Origin of the sequence: Devosia pacifica (genome assembly GCF_014652635.1) — a bacterium.
GTDB lineage: Bacteria > Pseudomonadota > Alphaproteobacteria > Rhizobiales > Devosiaceae > Devosia > Devosia pacifica.
In genome coordinates this window covers 842437-857353 of record NZ_BMZE01000001.1, presented here as the reverse complement: position 1 = coordinate 857353, position 14917 = coordinate 842437, and the positions used below count along the sequence as shown (strand labels likewise).

12 protein-coding genes and 1 other RNA gene are annotated in these 14917 nt (G+C 60.8%); 11 read left to right on the top strand and 2 right to left on the bottom strand.

The features are described 5' to 3' along the window. The first annotated feature begins 97 nt into the window (after positions 1 to 97). From IE127_RS04360 to IE127_RS04350, 3 genes are all read left to right on the top strand, one after another. Positions 98 to 2308: an FdhF/YdeP family oxidoreductase gene (locus IE127_RS04360; protein WP_189423742.1), complete on the top strand. Its 2211-nt coding sequence runs from the start codon at positions 98 to 100 to the stop codon at positions 2306 to 2308. A gap of 129 nt (positions 2309 to 2437) precedes the next feature. Further along, on the top strand, positions 2438 to 4093 hold the full coding sequence (gene ettA, locus IE127_RS04355; protein WP_189423740.1) for an energy-dependent translational throttle protein EttA: 1656 nt from the start codon (positions 2438 to 2440) through the stop codon (positions 4091 to 4093). Between the two features lie 72 nt (positions 4094 to 4165). Next, on the top strand, positions 4166 to 4999 hold the full coding sequence (locus tag IE127_RS04350; RefSeq protein WP_189423738.1) for an alpha/beta fold hydrolase: 834 nt from the start codon (positions 4166 to 4168) through the stop codon (positions 4997 to 4999). 71 nt (positions 5000 to 5070) lie between these two features. On the opposite strand, the gene IE127_RS04345 is transcribed toward IE127_RS04350, so the two are convergent. After that, positions 5071 to 5520, bottom strand: coding sequence for a host attachment protein (locus tag IE127_RS04345; RefSeq protein WP_189423736.1), 450 nt, complete (start codon positions 5518 to 5520; stop codon positions 5071 to 5073). Between the two features lie 186 nt (positions 5521 to 5706). On the opposite strand from IE127_RS04345, the gene rarD reads away from it, so the two are divergent. Beyond that, positions 5707 to 6669, top strand: coding sequence for an EamA family transporter RarD (gene rarD / locus IE127_RS04340; protein WP_210310412.1), 963 nt, complete (start codon positions 5707 to 5709; stop codon positions 6667 to 6669). A 6-nt stretch (positions 6670 to 6675) separates the two neighbouring features. Here the strand turns inward: rarD and IE127_RS04335 are convergent, their stop codons facing one another. Then, the gene (locus IE127_RS04335) at positions 6676 to 7584 is read right to left on the bottom strand and encodes a hydrogen peroxide-inducible genes activator (RefSeq protein WP_189423734.1); all 909 of its coding nucleotides are present in this window, start codon (positions 7582 to 7584) and stop codon (positions 6676 to 6678) included. Between the two features lie 125 nt (positions 7585 to 7709). Between IE127_RS04335 and IE127_RS04330 the strand changes: the two genes are divergently transcribed. The 7 genes from IE127_RS04330 (at position 7710) to rnpB (ending at position 14895) form a co-directional block, all read left to right on the top strand. Continuing rightward, the gene (locus IE127_RS04330; protein WP_189423732.1) at positions 7710 to 9236 is read left to right on the top strand and encodes a catalase; all 1527 of its coding nucleotides are present in this window, start codon (positions 7710 to 7712) and stop codon (positions 9234 to 9236) included. 182 nt (positions 9237 to 9418) lie between these two features. Beyond that, positions 9419 to 10549 carry a DUF2336 domain-containing protein gene (locus tag IE127_RS04325; RefSeq protein WP_189423730.1) on the top strand — a complete coding sequence of 377 codons (1131 nt, stop codon included), beginning with the start codon at positions 9419 to 9421 and terminating at the stop codon, positions 10547 to 10549. A gap of 85 nt (positions 10550 to 10634) precedes the next feature. Next, complete coding sequence (locus IE127_RS04320) at positions 10635 to 11600, top strand: ArsR/SmtB family transcription factor (protein ID WP_189423728.1); 966 nt, start codon at positions 10635 to 10637, stop codon at positions 11598 to 11600. A gap of 3 nt (positions 11601 to 11603) precedes the next feature. Further along, on the top strand, positions 11604 to 12503 hold the full coding sequence (metF, locus tag IE127_RS04315; RefSeq protein WP_189423726.1) for a methylenetetrahydrofolate reductase [NAD(P)H]: 900 nt from the start codon (positions 11604 to 11606) through the stop codon (positions 12501 to 12503). Positions 12504 to 12701: 198 nt separating this feature from the next. Next, complete coding sequence (locus tag IE127_RS04310; RefSeq protein WP_189423724.1) at positions 12702 to 13634, top strand: hypothetical protein; 933 nt, start codon at positions 12702 to 12704, stop codon at positions 13632 to 13634. A 102-nt stretch (positions 13635 to 13736) separates the two neighbouring features. Next, positions 13737 to 14489: a J domain-containing protein gene (locus IE127_RS04305; protein ID WP_189423722.1), complete on the top strand. Its 753-nt coding sequence runs from the start codon at positions 13737 to 13739 to the stop codon at positions 14487 to 14489. 33 nt (positions 14490 to 14522) lie between these two features. Beyond that, positions 14523 to 14895: RNase P RNA component class A (gene rnpB, locus IE127_RS04300), an RNA gene on the top strand. Positions 14896 to 14917: the final 22 nt, after the last annotated feature.

Genomic DNA, 14917 nt, shown 5'->3' with positions numbered 1-14917 from the left:
AACGGAGTGCCAACAGGTGTGTTCCTCAACGTGATCGAGGTAACCGCATTGCAGCGCTCATCCGCCGGCTGTAGCGTGTCTTGGAGTGGAGGCGAGAGTGGCGCAAAAAGAACGCAAGATAGTGGGTGGTGGCCCCAAGAAGGTGCTCTACACCCTGCAGACGGTGTCGCGCATCGGGATCGGCCGCGCTGCAAAAGCGCTCGGGGCGAAAAACGCCTGCAAGGCTTGCGCTTATGGCATGGGCGGCCAGAAGGGCGGGATGACCAACGAGCTCGGAGAGTTCCCCTCGGTCTGCAATAAGTCCGTACAGGCACAGTCAACCGACATCCAGCCGCCTATCCCGGTTGAAATCTTCAAGCATCCGCTGGCTGATATGGCCGAGCTGACGGGACGCGAGATGGAGCGTCTCGGTCGGCTCAACACACCGCTGATGAAACGCAAGGGCTCAGATCGCTACGAGCCGATTGGATGGGACGAGGCGCTTGACCTCGCGGCTGATCGTTTGCGTGATGTCGAACCGAACCGAACCTTCTTTTATTCATCGGGCCGCTCCTCGAACGAAGCCGGCTTTCTGTTCCAGCTGCTGGCTCGGGCGTATGGCACCAACAACGTCAACAACTGCTCTTATTATTGTCATCAGGCGACGAGCGAGGGGCTGGCCTCGACGATTGGCAAGGGTACGGCCACTGTTGAGCTGGCGGATCTCAAGCACGCCGACCTGATTTTCGTGATTGGCGCCAATCCATCGTCCAACCATCCGCGCTTCATCCACATGCTCAAGCATTGCCGCGACAATGGCGGGCAGGTGGTCGTCATCAACCCGGCGCGCGAGCCGGGTCTAGTGAAATTCGCGGTCCCGAAGTCGCCGGGCTCGATGCTCAAGGGCGGTACCGACATCGCTTCGGAGTACCTGCAGCCGCGTATCGGGTCCGATATTGCCCTGTTGAAGGGACTGGCCAAGGCGGTGCTGGAGGAGCGTCTCGAGGACCGCGAGTTCATAATCGCGCATACATCCGGCTTTTCAAACTATATCGCTGATCTCGAAGACCTTTCCTGGGAGCAGATCGAGGCTGCCACCGGGCTCGAGCAGGAAGACATCCGGCGGGTGGCGCGGCTTTATGGGGCCGCGCGAAATGCGGTGTTTGCCTGGGGCATGGGGATGACTCATCATCGCCATGGCGTCGAGAATGTTGAAGCCATTGCCAACCTCGCGACCCTTCGCGGGATGGTGGGGCGCCAGCATGCAGGCTTACTTCCTCTGCGCGGGCACTCGAACGTTCAGGGTATCGGCACGATTGGCGTGAAGCCGGTATTGGCCGGCGATGTTCTTGCCAAAATGGAAGCGGCATTCGGGGTGAGCTTTCCGAAGTCCAAGGGCTTCGACACCATGGCAGGCATGCAGGCCGCCGAGCGCGGCGAGATCGACGCGGCCGTAGTCATGGGTGGCAATTTGCGCGGCGCCACGCCGAATACCGAATTTGCCGATCGGGCGCTGGGACGGATCGGCTTCAAGCTGTTCCTGACGACGACGCTGAACTTGGGACATGTTCACGGTCTGGGGGATGGCGAGGTCATGGTGCTGCCGGTCACCGCGCGTGACGAGGAATGGGAGCCGACCACCCAGGAGTCGATGTTCAACTATGTTCGCCTGTCCGATGGCGGCATTCATCGGCTCGACAATGTGCGCCCTGAGAGCCAGATCATCTGCGAGATCGGCAAACGCCTGATGCCGGATGGGCCGATCGATTTCGAAGCGTTCGCCCAGCACCGGCGCGTTCGCGAGGCCATTTCAAAGATCGTGCCCGGCATGGAAGAACTTGCCGATATCGAGGTGGCGCGCAAGGAATTCCACATCAAGAACCGGATGCTTCATACGCCGAGCTTTGGCACGGCGGATGGGCTTGCGCATTTCGTCATAACGCCAATTCCTGACCTTCAGGACAACAGCTTTCGCCTGGCGACGGTGCGCTCCGAAGGCCAGTTCAATACGATCATCTACGAAGAGAACGACAGCTATCGCAACAATGCCGGGCGCGACGCGGTTTTCTTTAACCCGCGCGATATGGCTGAGCGCAATCTGAGCGAAGGCCAGCGCATTACCTTGCGATCCGCCGCCGGAACAATGTCGGCCGTGGTAACCGCGTTCGACCTGCCGCGTGGCAGCGCGATGGCGTATTACCCGGAAGCAAATGTTCTGGTGGGGACAGAAGTGGATCCGCGCTCACAGACCCCGGCTTTCAAATCGGTTTCGGTAGACATAGAGACTGGCATCCGGGAGGCTGACGCGGAGCCCGTTGCTTCTGCATAGGGCTGAGCCAGGAGGCCAAGTCGGCCGCGCCGGGCCTCTTCCCATCGGCAGCGCTGTTGCTAGTGGCTCCGGGATGGCCTAGATACCGCGCAAGTTTCCACGATCATTTCAAGCGGGGATCACGCGGCCATGGCCCGCCAATTCATCTATCATATGCACGGAATGTCCAAAGCCTATGCCGGTGGCAAAAAGGTTCTGGATGGTATCAATCTCAGTTTCTACCCGGACGCCAAGATTGGCGTTCTCGGCCCGAACGGCGCCGGTAAATCGACCCTCCTGAAGATCATGGCGGGGATCGACACCGAATTTCAGGGCGAGGCCTGGGTCGCGGATGGCGCGACTGTCGGCTACCTGTCACAGGAGCCGCAACTCGATCCGGCGCTCGACGTGATGGGCAATGTCATGACTGGCGTGAAGGCCAAGAAGGACGTGCTCGATCGCTATAACGAGCTGATGATGAACTATTCCGACGAGACGGCCGATGAAGCCTCAAAGCTTCAGGACCAGATCGATGCGGAAAATCTGTGGGATCTCGAGTCCCAGGTCGAGATGGCAATGGAAGCGCTTGGCTGCCCATCGGGCGATGCTGACGTGACCAAGCTGTCCGGCGGTGAGAAGCGCCGCGTTGCGCTGTGCGCGCTACTGCTTTCGAAGCCCGACCTGTTGCTGCTCGACGAACCGACCAACCACCTCGATGCCGAAACCACCGGCTGGCTCGAGCGGCATTTGCGCGACTACGAAGGCGCAGTGCTGATCATCACCCACGATCGCTACTTCCTCGACAACGTCACGGGCTGGATCCTCGAGCTCGATCGTGGCCGCGGCATTCCCTACGAAGGCAATTACACGGCCTATCTCGAATCCAAGGCGAAGCGTTACGCGCAGGAGCAGCGCGAGGATGCGGCGCGGCTCAAGGTGCTGCAGCGCGAGCGCGAGTGGATGGGCCAGTCGCCGCAGGCGCGCCAGGCCAAATCCAAGGCGCGCGTGCGGGCCTATGATGATCTGGTGAAGCTGAACGAGGCGCGCAGCCAGTCGTCTAACGCACAGATCGTCATTCCGGCCGGTGAACGGCTCGGCCAGAACGTCATCGACGTCGAGGGCTTGAACAAGGGCTTTGGTGAGCACCTGCTGATCGAGGATCTCAGCTTCAGCCTGCCGCCAGGCGGCATTGTGGGGATCATCGGGCCGAACGGTGCCGGTAAATCGACGTTGTTCAAGATGCTGACCGGACAGGAAGAGCCGGACTCAGGATCTATCAAGGTCGGTGAGACGGTGCATCTCGGATATGTCGACCAGAGCCGTGATGCGCTCGATGCCAACAAGACTGTCTGGGAGGAAATCTCCGGCGGTCAGGACGTGATCATGCTCGGCAAACGCGAAGTCAATTCGCGCGCCTACACCTCGGCCTTCAACTTCAAGGGCGGGGACCAGCAGCAGAAAGTGGGTAATCTTTCGGGTGGTCAGCGCAACCGCGTGCACCTCGCCAAGATGCTCAAGTCGGGCGCCAACGTCCTGCTGCTCGACGAGCCGACCAACGATCTCGACACCGAGACGCTGGCAGCGCTTGAAGAGGCTCTGGAAGAGTTCGCCGGTTGCGCCGTGGTGATCAGCCACGATCGCATGTTCCTCGACCGTCTTGCGACCCACATGCTGGCCTTTGAAGGCGACAGCCATGTCGAATGGTTTGAAGGCAATTTTGCCGATTATGAAGCGGACAAGATGCGCCGGTTGGGGCCGGAAGCCGTCAATCCGAAGCGGGCCACCTATAAGCCGCTGACGCGCTAATCAGTACTGCAGGCGGAGCTGAAGCTTCGCCTGCATTTTCTTGTGGGCTGCGGCCCGTTCTGGAGTGGCCCGATGGCCCTTGCCGAATTTTCCGAGTGGATTGGGGACGCCCGCTTTGGCGGTTTTGAGGGCGGCGAGGGGCTGCCGGTGGTCTTTCTGCACGCCGGTGTTGCCGACCACCGCATGTGGCGCGATGCCATGGAGATGGTGGTCGCTGCCGGGTACCGCGCCTTCGCCTATGACCGCCGCGGGTTCGGCTTGACCGAGAGCCCCGACGAGCCGTTCAGCCACATCGATGACCTTGAGGCGGTGCTCGATGCGCGCGGCATTCAGGCTGCGGTGCTGGTTGGTGCCTCAATGGGCGGGGCGCTGGCGCTCGATTTCGCGCTCGAAAATCCTGAGCGCATTGCCGGGCTCGTGTTGGTCGGTACGGCGCTGAGCGGAGCCGACGAACCGGACCTGCCGGACGAGATCCTGCCATTGATCGAAGCGATGGATATCGCCGACGAGCGAGGCGATCGGGACATGCAGATCAAAGTCGCGGCGCATGCCTGGCTTGATGGTCCGCTGAGCCGCAATGGCCGCGTCGAGGGGCCGGCTCGGGTGCTGTTCGAGGAGATGAACGCGGCAATCTACGCCAAGCCTCAGCTCAGTGAGGAAATCGAGGCCGAATCGATCGTGGATGATCTGGAGGAAATCACGGCGCCAACGCTGCTGGTGGTGGGCGAACTCGATTTCCCGCACATCATCGCGCGGCACGACGACCTCTCCGATGTTCTCGAGAACACATTTGCGACCATTGTCGAAGGCACTGCGCACTTGCCGCCGTTGGAGCGCCCTGCAGTGTTCAACCGGCTTTTACAGGAATTTCTTGAAGCGATTACCGGTCAGGCGCCGGACGCTTAGAAGCTTGATACTTTGAGTCAGCGACTTGCCGCGCTGATTCTGACAGACGCGGCAAGCCATTGATTTGACTTCTAAACGGCGATGATGCCGTCGAGATGCTTGCTCATCTGCTCGGTTGGCAGATTGGTAAGATCCTTGTCGAGCTCGGCGATGACGGCCTTTTTCGATTCCGGCCCGAGCGCCTTGCGAATGGTGCCAAGGGCGATCGGTGCTGCCGCAATGATCAGCCGGTCAAATGCACCCTGCTGTTTGCTCTTTTCCAGCATCTCGGCCATGGACTTCACGAACTCGGCCTCGCGATGTTCGACCGGGTCGGTACGCGGCTCCATGGCACTGCGGCCTGGTCCCGCTGAGGAGAACGAGCGGCCCGGACGGTCAGCCATGATGTCCTTCGACTGCATCGCGGGAATGGAAAACTCATGACCGCGAACCTGCTGCAGCCCCTTGTTCGGGCCGGTATTTTCCAGCACGCGCGCCTGTCCTCCATCGGCGACAAGTACCCAGGTGACGGTCTTTTTCATCGTCTCGCTCCTCGAAGTTTCTGAAACGGGTTCAGTCTGACGCCCAACGCGTCGGTGGCGGAAAGGTTTGCATGGATACGACCGGACCGCTCAGCCTAGCTGAAGCAAAATTTGTGGCAGGCTGGAGGCGGGCGAGGAAAGCTGCTACCAGCCGCCGCAGGGCTCCGCTCGGGGCCGGAGTCTTACATGTCCGAACCTCAACACATCCCTCCTATCGCGCCGCCAGAAACGCCAGCTACACGTAGCGGTACCCTGGCCGACAATGCGAAAGGCGGCGTGCTGGCCGCGCTTGCCGCCTATGGGCTGTGGGGCTTTCTGCCGATCCTGTTCCGAATGCTCGACGGCGTGCCATCGACGCTGATCGTTGCCGAACGCATATTGTGGTCTCTTGTACTTGTCGGCGTTTTCCTGCTGATCAAACGCAGGCTAGGTGAGGTGATCGCGGTTCTGCGCGATCGCCGGCGTCTGTTGTATGTCACTGTTGCCGCGCTGGTTCTGGCATGCAACTGGCTGCTCTATGTGTGGGCTGTCGAAACGGAGCAATTGCTGGAGGCCAGCTTTGGATACTTCATCAATCCGCTGGTCAATGTGGCGCTTGGCATGGTGCTGCTGGGCGAGCGACAGAACCGTTGGCAGGCGGTGTCGATCGCAATAGCGGTGGTCGGTATCGGCATTCAGGCAGCGGGTCTCGGCAATATCCCGTTCATCGCATTGGGTCTTGCGCTGTCGTTCGGACTTTATGGATTTTTCCGCAAGACAGCCGGCGTTGGAGCGACCATCGGGCTGTTTGCAGAAACGCTGGTCATGGCGCCGATCGCGCTCGTTTTCGTGGTGGTGTTCACTGCGTTGCACGGAACCGGGCCGCACGCAGATCCGCAGACATTCATCTTGCTGATGCTCACCGGACCAGCAACCGCCGTGCCGCTGCTGCTTTTCGCCTATGCCGTGCAGCGTCTGCGGCTTACGACGATCGGCATGTTCCAGTACATTGCGCCGTCCATCCAGTTTCTTGTTGCGATCCTGATGTTCGGCGAGGCGCTGAACGAGGTCCGGCTAATCAGTTTCGCCCTGATCTGGATTTCGCTTGCGGTGTTTACCGTCGACAGCGTTCGCCAGCGGCGTCGGCGCTCATCGTCCGCGGCGGCCTGAGGGCCTTCAGGCGGACGATACAGTCTGACGCTGAACGTCGCGAATTACGGTTGCGATTGCTGCAAAGGTTTCGGCGAAGGGTGACCCCTCGCGCCAGACCAGACGCAGCATGCGACCGGCCTGCGGATCCGCCAATGGATGAATGGTGACGCGTTGATCGGCGGCTTCCTTTCGCAGCGACAACCGGGGCAGGAGCGTGACACCCTGACCGTTGGCGACAAACTCGACAATGGTCGACAAAGAGGTGGCGGCGAACGTCCGGGCGCCTCGGTTGGCCTCGAGCTGACAGGCATCGATCGCCTGATCACGCAGGCAATGCCCCTCATCGAGCAGCAGGAAACGTGCCGGGTCGACCGCTTGCAAGGTCAATGGACCGTGGGAGCGCTCGTCGCGCCCCGTTGCCAGCACAAATTCATCCTCGAAGAGTTCGACGCTTTCAAACCGGACGCCGTCTGCAGGAGGCTCTGTGGCAAGCAGTGCCAGGTCGACATCACCCTCCTCGAGCCCGGTCAAGAGCGCATCGGTCTTGTTCTCGCTGATGCTGAATGACAGTTGAGCGAGCTTTGATCGGAAAGCGGGAAACACGTCCGGCAGCAGATATGGCGCGACTGTCGGTATGAGGCCAAACCTGATCGGGCCGTTCGGTACGCCGCCGCGTCCTTCCGCAAAGGCTTCGAGCCCTTCAGCGGCTGCGACGACTGCACGCGCCCGCTCAAGAAACTCGCGACCGAACGGGGTAGGGCGAACCGACCGGGAGAGCCTGTCGAATAGCGGCGTGCCGCAAGACTGCTCAAGCAGTTGGATCTGTTGCGACAGGGCAGGCTGGCTAACGTGGCATCGTTCGGCTGCACGACCGAAATGCGCGGCCTCGGCCACAGCAATTGCATAGCGCATCTGCCTGAGCGAAATTGCCATAGGAATTTCTTATCGGATTGGAAAGATCAATCAATTTGATCAATCGCCGCGTTGACGTCAAGGTGCCTTTCTAGAATCGCTAAAAACTGGCGGTGGAACCCGCCGGACTACACGGGGAGACAATCATGGCAGAAGACAAACCAAGGTTGACGACCTCCGCGGGCGCGCCCGTGGTGGACAATCAGAACAGCAAGACGGTGGGGCCCCAGGGGCCGCTGCTGCTCGAAGACTATCAGCTGGTGGAAAAGCTTGCGCACCAGAACCGCGAACGCGTGCCGGAGCGCATCGTGCATGCGAAAGGCTGGGGTGCTTACGGCACCTTCACCGTGACGCACGACATCAGCAAGTATACCCGCGCCAAGCTTTTCTCCGAAGTTGGCAAGAAGACCGAAATGCTCGCCCGCTTTTCGACGGTGGCCGGTGAGCAGGGCGCTGCGGACGCCGAGCGTGACGTGCGTGGCTTTGCACTGAAGTTTTATACCGAAGAAGGCAACTGGGACATGGTTGGCAACAACACCCCGGTGTTCTTCGTCGCCGATCCCTACAAGTTCCCGGACTTCATCCACACACAAAAGCGCCATCCCAAGACCAATATGCGCTCACCGACGGCTATGTGGGATTTCTGGTCGCTATGCCCTGAATCGCTGCACCAGGTGACGATCCTGATGTCGGATCGCGGCCTGCCGGTTTCGCCGATGCACATGAACGGCTACTCCTCGCATACGTTCTCGCTGTGGAATGCAAATGGCGAACGCTTCTGGGTGAAGTTCCACTTCAAGACCCAGCAGGGCCACAAGCACTTCACCAACGAAGAAGCCGAGAGCGTCATCGGCAAGACGCGCGAGAGCTACCAGGAAGCGCTGTTTGGTTCGATTGAAAAAGGCGAATTCCCGAAGTGGACGCTGAAGATTCAGGTGATGCCTGAGGACGAGGCCGAGGAATTCGAAAAGAAGACCGGCTGGAGCGCGTTCGACCTTACCAAGGTTTGGCCGCACGACATGTATCCGCTGATCGAAGTCGGCGAAATGGAGCTGAACCGGAACCCCGACAACTATTTTGCCGATATCGAGCAGTCTGCGTTCAATCCGTCAAACGTCGTCCCCGGCATCGGCTTTTCTCCCGACAAGATGCTTCAGGGCCGGCTGTTCTCCTATCCGGACGCACACCGCTATCGCATCGGCACGCATTACGAGGCGCTGCCTGTCAACAAGCCGCGCTGCCCGGTTCACCATTACCACCGCGATGGCACCATGCCGTTCGGCCTGCACACCAACCCCGATGCCTATTACGAGCCGAACAGCTTCGGTGGTCCGGTTGAGGACAAGAGCTTCGAGGAGCCGCCGCACAAGTATGCCGGCACCGTCGGGCGGCACGAATTCCGCGCCAACGCCGATCATTACTCGCAGCCTCGCGCCCTGTTCGAGAAGGTGTTCGATGATGCGCAGCGCGATCGGCTGTTCCACAATATCGCTGCGGCGATGGGTGGGGTGCCGGAATTCATCGTCGAGCGTCAGCTTGCGCACTTCAAGAAGGTGCATCCGGACTACGAGGCCGGCATCCGCCAGGCGCTCAAGGAGCAGCACGGGTATGAAGCCAACACCATCGCTGCCGATGGTGATGCGGCACGCGCTGGCGTCAACGCTGCCGAGTAGCAGGTTTTAGTTTGTCAGGATCGAAAAGGGCGTGGCACGAGCCGCGCCCTTTTCAGTTTCAGATTTAGACAAGGCTGCTAACTGATTAGAATTCGATTCAAATTTGCCTTCGGTATTTCAGGCCGCCCCTACGTGACTGCCCGCACACTGTGAGGAAGTCAGGCATAGTGCCGGAGGGTAAAATGGCCGAGTTGGACGAGGGGCATCGCGCCTTTTCGAGCTTCAGGGTGCTGAGCGACGATCACCAGGATACCGAGGGTGAGCGCGAGCAACTGTTCCGCAACATGGCGAAACTGTTCTCTTATGTTTCGGACCGGTGCGACGACGACCAGATTGCCCAGTATGACGACGTGCTGTGCCAACTTGCAGCTTTGGTTGAACTTGAGGCGCGTGTCGAAGTCGCCGAGCTCTTATCGCCACTCAATCGCGCCCCGGGGACCGTTATCCTTCGGCTGGCGAATGATGAAATCGAGGTTGCGCGTCCGCTGCTCGAGTTCTCGAGCGTCCTCGGCGAGGACGACCTCATTGATATCGTCATCAACAAAAGCGAAGCGCACCGAACTGCGATTGCCGGCCGGCAGGCAGGCCTGACCGAGAAAGTGGGCGCTGCGCTGGTCGAGCATGGCGGCAGCGGCTCGGTTACACAGCTTGTGCGCAATCCCAAGGCCGAGTTTGCACGCGAGACGCTGGAGCGCCTTATAGAACGTTCGGACCGCGACCCTGAAATTGCCGACAGTCTGCGCAACCGCCCCGACATCGACTGGAATTCGGTGCGCAGTACCATCGACCGCGTGTCCCGGTCGGTCATGGCAGGCCTAGAAGACAGGGCTGCGGTCGACCCGGTTGCAGCCGATAAGGTGAATGCCGCGGTCTATGCCCGCATGCGCAACAATGCCGGCTTTAACGCCAGCGAATGGAAGAGCGCCTACAATCAGGTGCGTGCGCTCGGCGAAAAGCGGCAACTGGACAGCAAGGCGCTGGCGCGGTTCGCGCGTTTCAGCTACGGACACCACGCCGCTGCAACCATCTCAGTACTGTACCACGTTCCAGCGGAAGTTCTGGTCAAGTGGCTGGCCATGCAGGATTATGCGGCGATGACTGTGGTGCTGCGGGCTGCGGAAGTGGACGAAGACATCTTCGACAAGGTGATGGCCGTGCTGCCGTGGCGGGACCTGCCCTCTGAGGAGGATCGCAAGAATGTGCGCGTTCGCTTCGACGCGCTCAACCGTTACCAGGCTCGCGAGATACTGGAGACCTGGCGCAAGCGCGGTTTCCGGCGACAGGGCTCTGCACCGGTGAAGGCGACGGCCTGAGCTCTTATTCGACGCTAAGGTGTAGCGCGGGCTAGACCCGGTAGCCGATAGGATATAAAGACATCTTTATATCCCGTGAGGCTACATGGCGACACTCGACACATTGGTGAGCGTGCTCAAGGGGGCGGGTGAGGATACCCGCCTTCGTATCCTTGCGCTCCTGGCCGATGGTGAGCACACGGTCAAGGACCTTACAGAGATCCTGTGCCAGAGCCAGCCGCGCGTTTCCCGACATCTCAAGTTGCTCGCCGATGCAGGGCTGATTGAACGCCATGCCGAAGGAGCCTGGGCATATTTCGGCCTCATCCGTTCGGGTGCCGGGAGCGAGCTGGCGCATTGGTTGGTTGAGAGACTAGACGGCGATGATCCGGCACGTCGGGCCGATCGGGAGCGGCAGTCCATCGTTCGCGAGGCACAACAGCTGCAGGCGGCGGAGTATTTCGCAGGTGTTGCGCAGAGTTGGGATTTTCTGCGCAGCCTGCACGTGCCGGAATCTGCTGTCGAGCGCGAGATTCTATCGGTGCTCGAGGGCAGGATGCTGGACTTCGTGGTGGATCTCGGCACCGGGACGGGGCGCATGCTGGAGCTGCTGGCGCCGCACTACAGACATGGCCTGGGGATCGATTCGAGCCGAGAGATGCTTTCGGTGGCGCGCGCGAAACTCGGCGCGGCGGGTGTGTCGCATGCACAGGTGCGCATGGGCGATCTCATGCAGATGGATGATTTCGCGGCGCAGAGCGACCTCGTCATCCTTCATCAAGTGCTTCACTACTTCGATAATCCGGGGCAGGCAGTGGCTGCAGCTCGACAGATGCTGAAGCCGGCAGGCGAGATGCTGATTGTCGACTTCGCGCCTCATGAACTCGAATTCTTGCGCGTGGAGCATGCCCACAGACGCCTTGGGCTCTCGCCGGAGCAGGTGCAGCTATGGGCCGAGCGCGCCGGCCTGCGCGTGGCATCGCTAAAAGAATTTCCCAATATCAACGTCGAGGGACACGCCGGGTTGACGGTGTGTCTGTGGCGCCTTGCAGAATCTCAACAGGAGAGCTGATCAATGCTTTCGTCCCTGACCGATCGTCCGAGCCGCCGCTCGGCCAGCCAGCGTCCCGAAGTGCAGCTTTCGTTCGAATTCTTCCCGCCGAAGACCGACGCGATGGAGGCGCGGTTCTGGGAGTCTATCGATCGGCTCGCACCTTTACGGCCGCGCTTTGTTTCGGTGACCTATGGGGCTGGCGGATCTACGCGTGAGCGTACCTTGCGCATGGTCTCCCAGATCAAGGGCCGGAGCGGGGTGGACGCGGCGGCGCACCTGACCTGTGTCGGGTCCAGCAAGGACGACGTCAACGCTGTCGTGGAAGGCTATAAGGAGGCCGGAATCAACCGCATCGTTGCATTGCGCGGCGATCCGCCGGAAGGCGTCGGCCAGCCTTTTACCCCGCACCCCGAAGGCTATAAGAGTGCAGCGGATCTGGTGGCGGGGCTGCGACGCATCGGCGACTTCGATATTTCCGTTGCCGCATATCCAGAAATGCATCCACAAAGCCTCGACTGGGATGCCGATATCGACAATCTCAAGCGCAAACTGGACGCCGGGGCGCAGCGTGCCATCACGCAGATGTTCTTCGATAACGCGGACTATCTTCGGTACGTCGAGCGGGCGCGAAAGGCGGGTATCACCGCCCCGATCGTGCCCGGCATCCAGCCGATCCACAGTTTCAAGCAGATCTCGGGGTTTGCCGCCAAATGCGGTGCCACGATACCCGACTGGTTCGCCGAACGCTTTGAGGGGCTGGACGACGATCCCGACACGCACGCGCTCGTGGCGTCTGCGGTTGCAGCCGAACAGGTGATGGAACTGCTGGACGAGGGCGTGACGCAATTTCACTTTTATACGCTCAACCGGTCCAACCATGTGCTGGCCTTGGCACGGCTTTTGGGGCGGCGGGTTTCTTAGGCTTTCGGTAACCATTAACGCGACTTCAACCATGATTTGGTCCCATTGGGCTGGCATGGATCGCGCGGTTTGCCGGCGCGTATTGCGGCATGAAGTGTGTTCAGGCCGGGTTCAGCTAGGTCATTCTAGTCTAGGACATCGGTGTGAGCCGTAGCGTATAGGTCGCCGCAGCGACCGGACCTTGAAGGACAATGTCGGATGAAGATGAGCCGTCGTGTCACGAATGGATTGGCGTGGGCTGGTTTGCTGGTTGTGATCGGCGTGCCATCGGCAGATGTGATTACCGCCCAGTTTGCCGGAGAGACCTCCGAACAAACGAACGCTGATGTCGCAATTGTCTCGAAGCCTGTGGTTCTTGAAACCGAGGCGCCGGAGCGCCTCGATGAAGTGGCGGAAACCACCGAAGCGCCTGTGGATGCCTCCGAGAGTGCCGCAGATGTCGCAGCGCGTGATCCCGTGGACAATTTCATCCAATCCGGGCGAGAGCTGCCGAGCTATATCAGTTCGGGGAATGATGCGCCGAGCAACACAGCTTCCGTGCCAACACCGGTAGAGCCGGCGGCACGGCCTACGAGTGCCCCGGTAGCCAGCCCGGCCCCCGCGACACAGACTGCCGCGCCATCGCAGCCGTCGTCTCCGCCGCAGCCTGCGGCAGTGGCAGACACGCCGCCGACAAGTCCTGTTGAGATCGTCGAACAGCGTTCAGAGGTCGCATCGCTGCCGCAAGGCGACAGCACCGCAACCAATGCTGCGCCGAGCGATATACCATCGACCACTGCTCTCGCACCTGTTCCCATGCCACGCTCGATGCGGCCCGAGCCGGTCGAGCAGGCGTTGATTGTGCCGGAGCGTCAGGTTCCGTCGCCGAGCTATGCCGATGCGCCGGTTCCGCCTGCCGATGTAAGGTCCAGCGCGCGAGTCGTTACCAGCGATGACCTGGCGGATTGGGAATACGGCCCGCTGTCGGATTTCCTCGAGGGGCAGAGCAGGGGCAGCGTGAGCGCTCCCGAAAGCCGCTATGATCCGGATGGGTTCTTTCTGGACGAGGGGCCGAACGGCTCGAGCAGCGCGGAATTCCGCCGCGATTATTCCGATCCCGGCCGCGTGGTTCGGGTCTATCCATTGAACTGAGCGGGAGCGCCAAGCGGCGCTCCTTTCGTTTCTGGGCCACGGTGCCTTGACGTGACCGCTGCAAAGCCATCCTGTTGCGGTACGAGGTGAACGGGGGTCCGGATGCGCAAAGCTGAACAAACGCGTGCCGGCAGCGATGTCTGGTCGAGGCTGGCGGAGCTGATCGGGTCGCCGCGCGAACGGACGGGACTTGCAGGCTCGCTGCTGAACATCCTAGATCCAGACACCTGGCTCCCCGGCGGGCGCGACGCCGCGTTCACGCTGGCGCTGATCGCACTTGCCGCGAAAATGGCGGTGGCCGACGGTGCCGTGACTGCCTCCGAGGAGCGTGCTTTCAGAGCCACTGTGGAGGTGACGAAAGGCCAGGAGGAGCATGTGCAGCGCGTGTTCGATCTGGCGAAGCAGGACGTTGCCGGCTACCAGGCCTATGCACGCAAGATTGCCCGGTTCTTCCACGACAGTCCGGACACGCTCGAGCACGTACTCGATGCGCTTTTTCACATCGCCACGGCCGACGGGATCGTTCATGAGGCAGAGCTGGAATACGTGCAGGCTGTCAGCGACATATTCGGGTTCGACGAAGCGCGGTTCGAGCAGATCGCGGAACAGCACGTGCGGCTCGACAAGGGTCTCGATCCTTACCGGGTGCTGGGGCTTTCGCCGGACGCGGAGCCTGCAGAAGTTCGTCGCGTCTACCGGCTCTTGGTGGCGGAACACCACCCAGACAGGCTGATTGCCAAAGGGGTGCCCGAGGAGATGATCGATTCGGCGACGCAGCGAATGACCAGCATCAATCTTGCGTATAACGCGATCATGAAGCCGCAGCAGCGCCTGATCAGCGCAGAGCAGGATTGACGGAAGGCCTCCCGGGTCCGTAAAGCACCCCGGCCAGTTGACCGGGCGGCCGCTCTTTCGGGAGAGGAAAGTCCGGGCTCCATTGAAACACGGTGCCGGATAACGTCCGGCGAGGGTGACCTCAGGGAAAGTGCCACAGAAAGCAAACCGCCGCGATGCGTCGCGGTAAGGGTGAAAGGGTGCGGTAAGAGCGCACCGGTCGTCTGGTAACAGACGTCGCACGGTAAACCCCACCGGGAGCAAAACCAAATAGGGATGACGCGGAGTTCGCTCCAGCCGGTTTCATGGCCTGTCATCCGGGTTGGTTGCACCAGGCGTCCGGCAACGGGCGTCGCAGATGAATGGCCGCCGCGTCCGCATTTCGATGCGGGCCTTACAGAACCCGGCTTACAGGTCAACTGGCGTTCACCTTCGGCTTGTATTGCTTC

Coding starts and splice junctions, on each gene's coding strand:
- IE127_RS04350 (WP_189423738.1), top strand. CDS start 4,166: ATGGCCCTTGCCGAATTTTCCGAGTGGATTGGGGACGCCCGCTTTGGC.
- IE127_RS04310 (WP_189423724.1), top strand. CDS start 12,702: ATGAAGATGAGCCGTCGTGTCACGAATGGATTGGCGTGGGCTGGTTTG.
- IE127_RS04335 (WP_189423734.1), bottom strand. CDS start 7,584: ATGGCAATTTCGCTCAGGCAGATGCGCTATGCAATTGCTGTGGCCGAG.
- IE127_RS04305 (WP_189423722.1), top strand. CDS start 13,737: ATGCGCAAAGCTGAACAAACGCGTGCCGGCAGCGATGTCTGGTCGAGG.
- IE127_RS04345 (WP_189423736.1), bottom strand. CDS start 5,520: ATGAAAAAGACCGTCACCTGGGTACTTGTCGCCGATGGAGGACAGGCG.
- ettA (WP_189423740.1), top strand. CDS start 2,438: ATGGCCCGCCAATTCATCTATCATATGCACGGAATGTCCAAAGCCTAT.
- IE127_RS04330 (WP_189423732.1), top strand. CDS start 7,710: ATGGCAGAAGACAAACCAAGGTTGACGACCTCCGCGGGCGCGCCCGTG.
- metF (WP_189423726.1), top strand. CDS start 11,604: ATGCTTTCGTCCCTGACCGATCGTCCGAGCCGCCGCTCGGCCAGCCAG.
- IE127_RS04325 (WP_189423730.1), top strand. CDS start 9,419: ATGGCCGAGTTGGACGAGGGGCATCGCGCCTTTTCGAGCTTCAGGGTG.
- IE127_RS04320 (WP_189423728.1), top strand. CDS start 10,635: ATGGCGACACTCGACACATTGGTGAGCGTGCTCAAGGGGGCGGGTGAG.
- rarD (WP_210310412.1), top strand. CDS start 5,707: ATGTCCGAACCTCAACACATCCCTCCTATCGCGCCGCCAGAAACGCCA.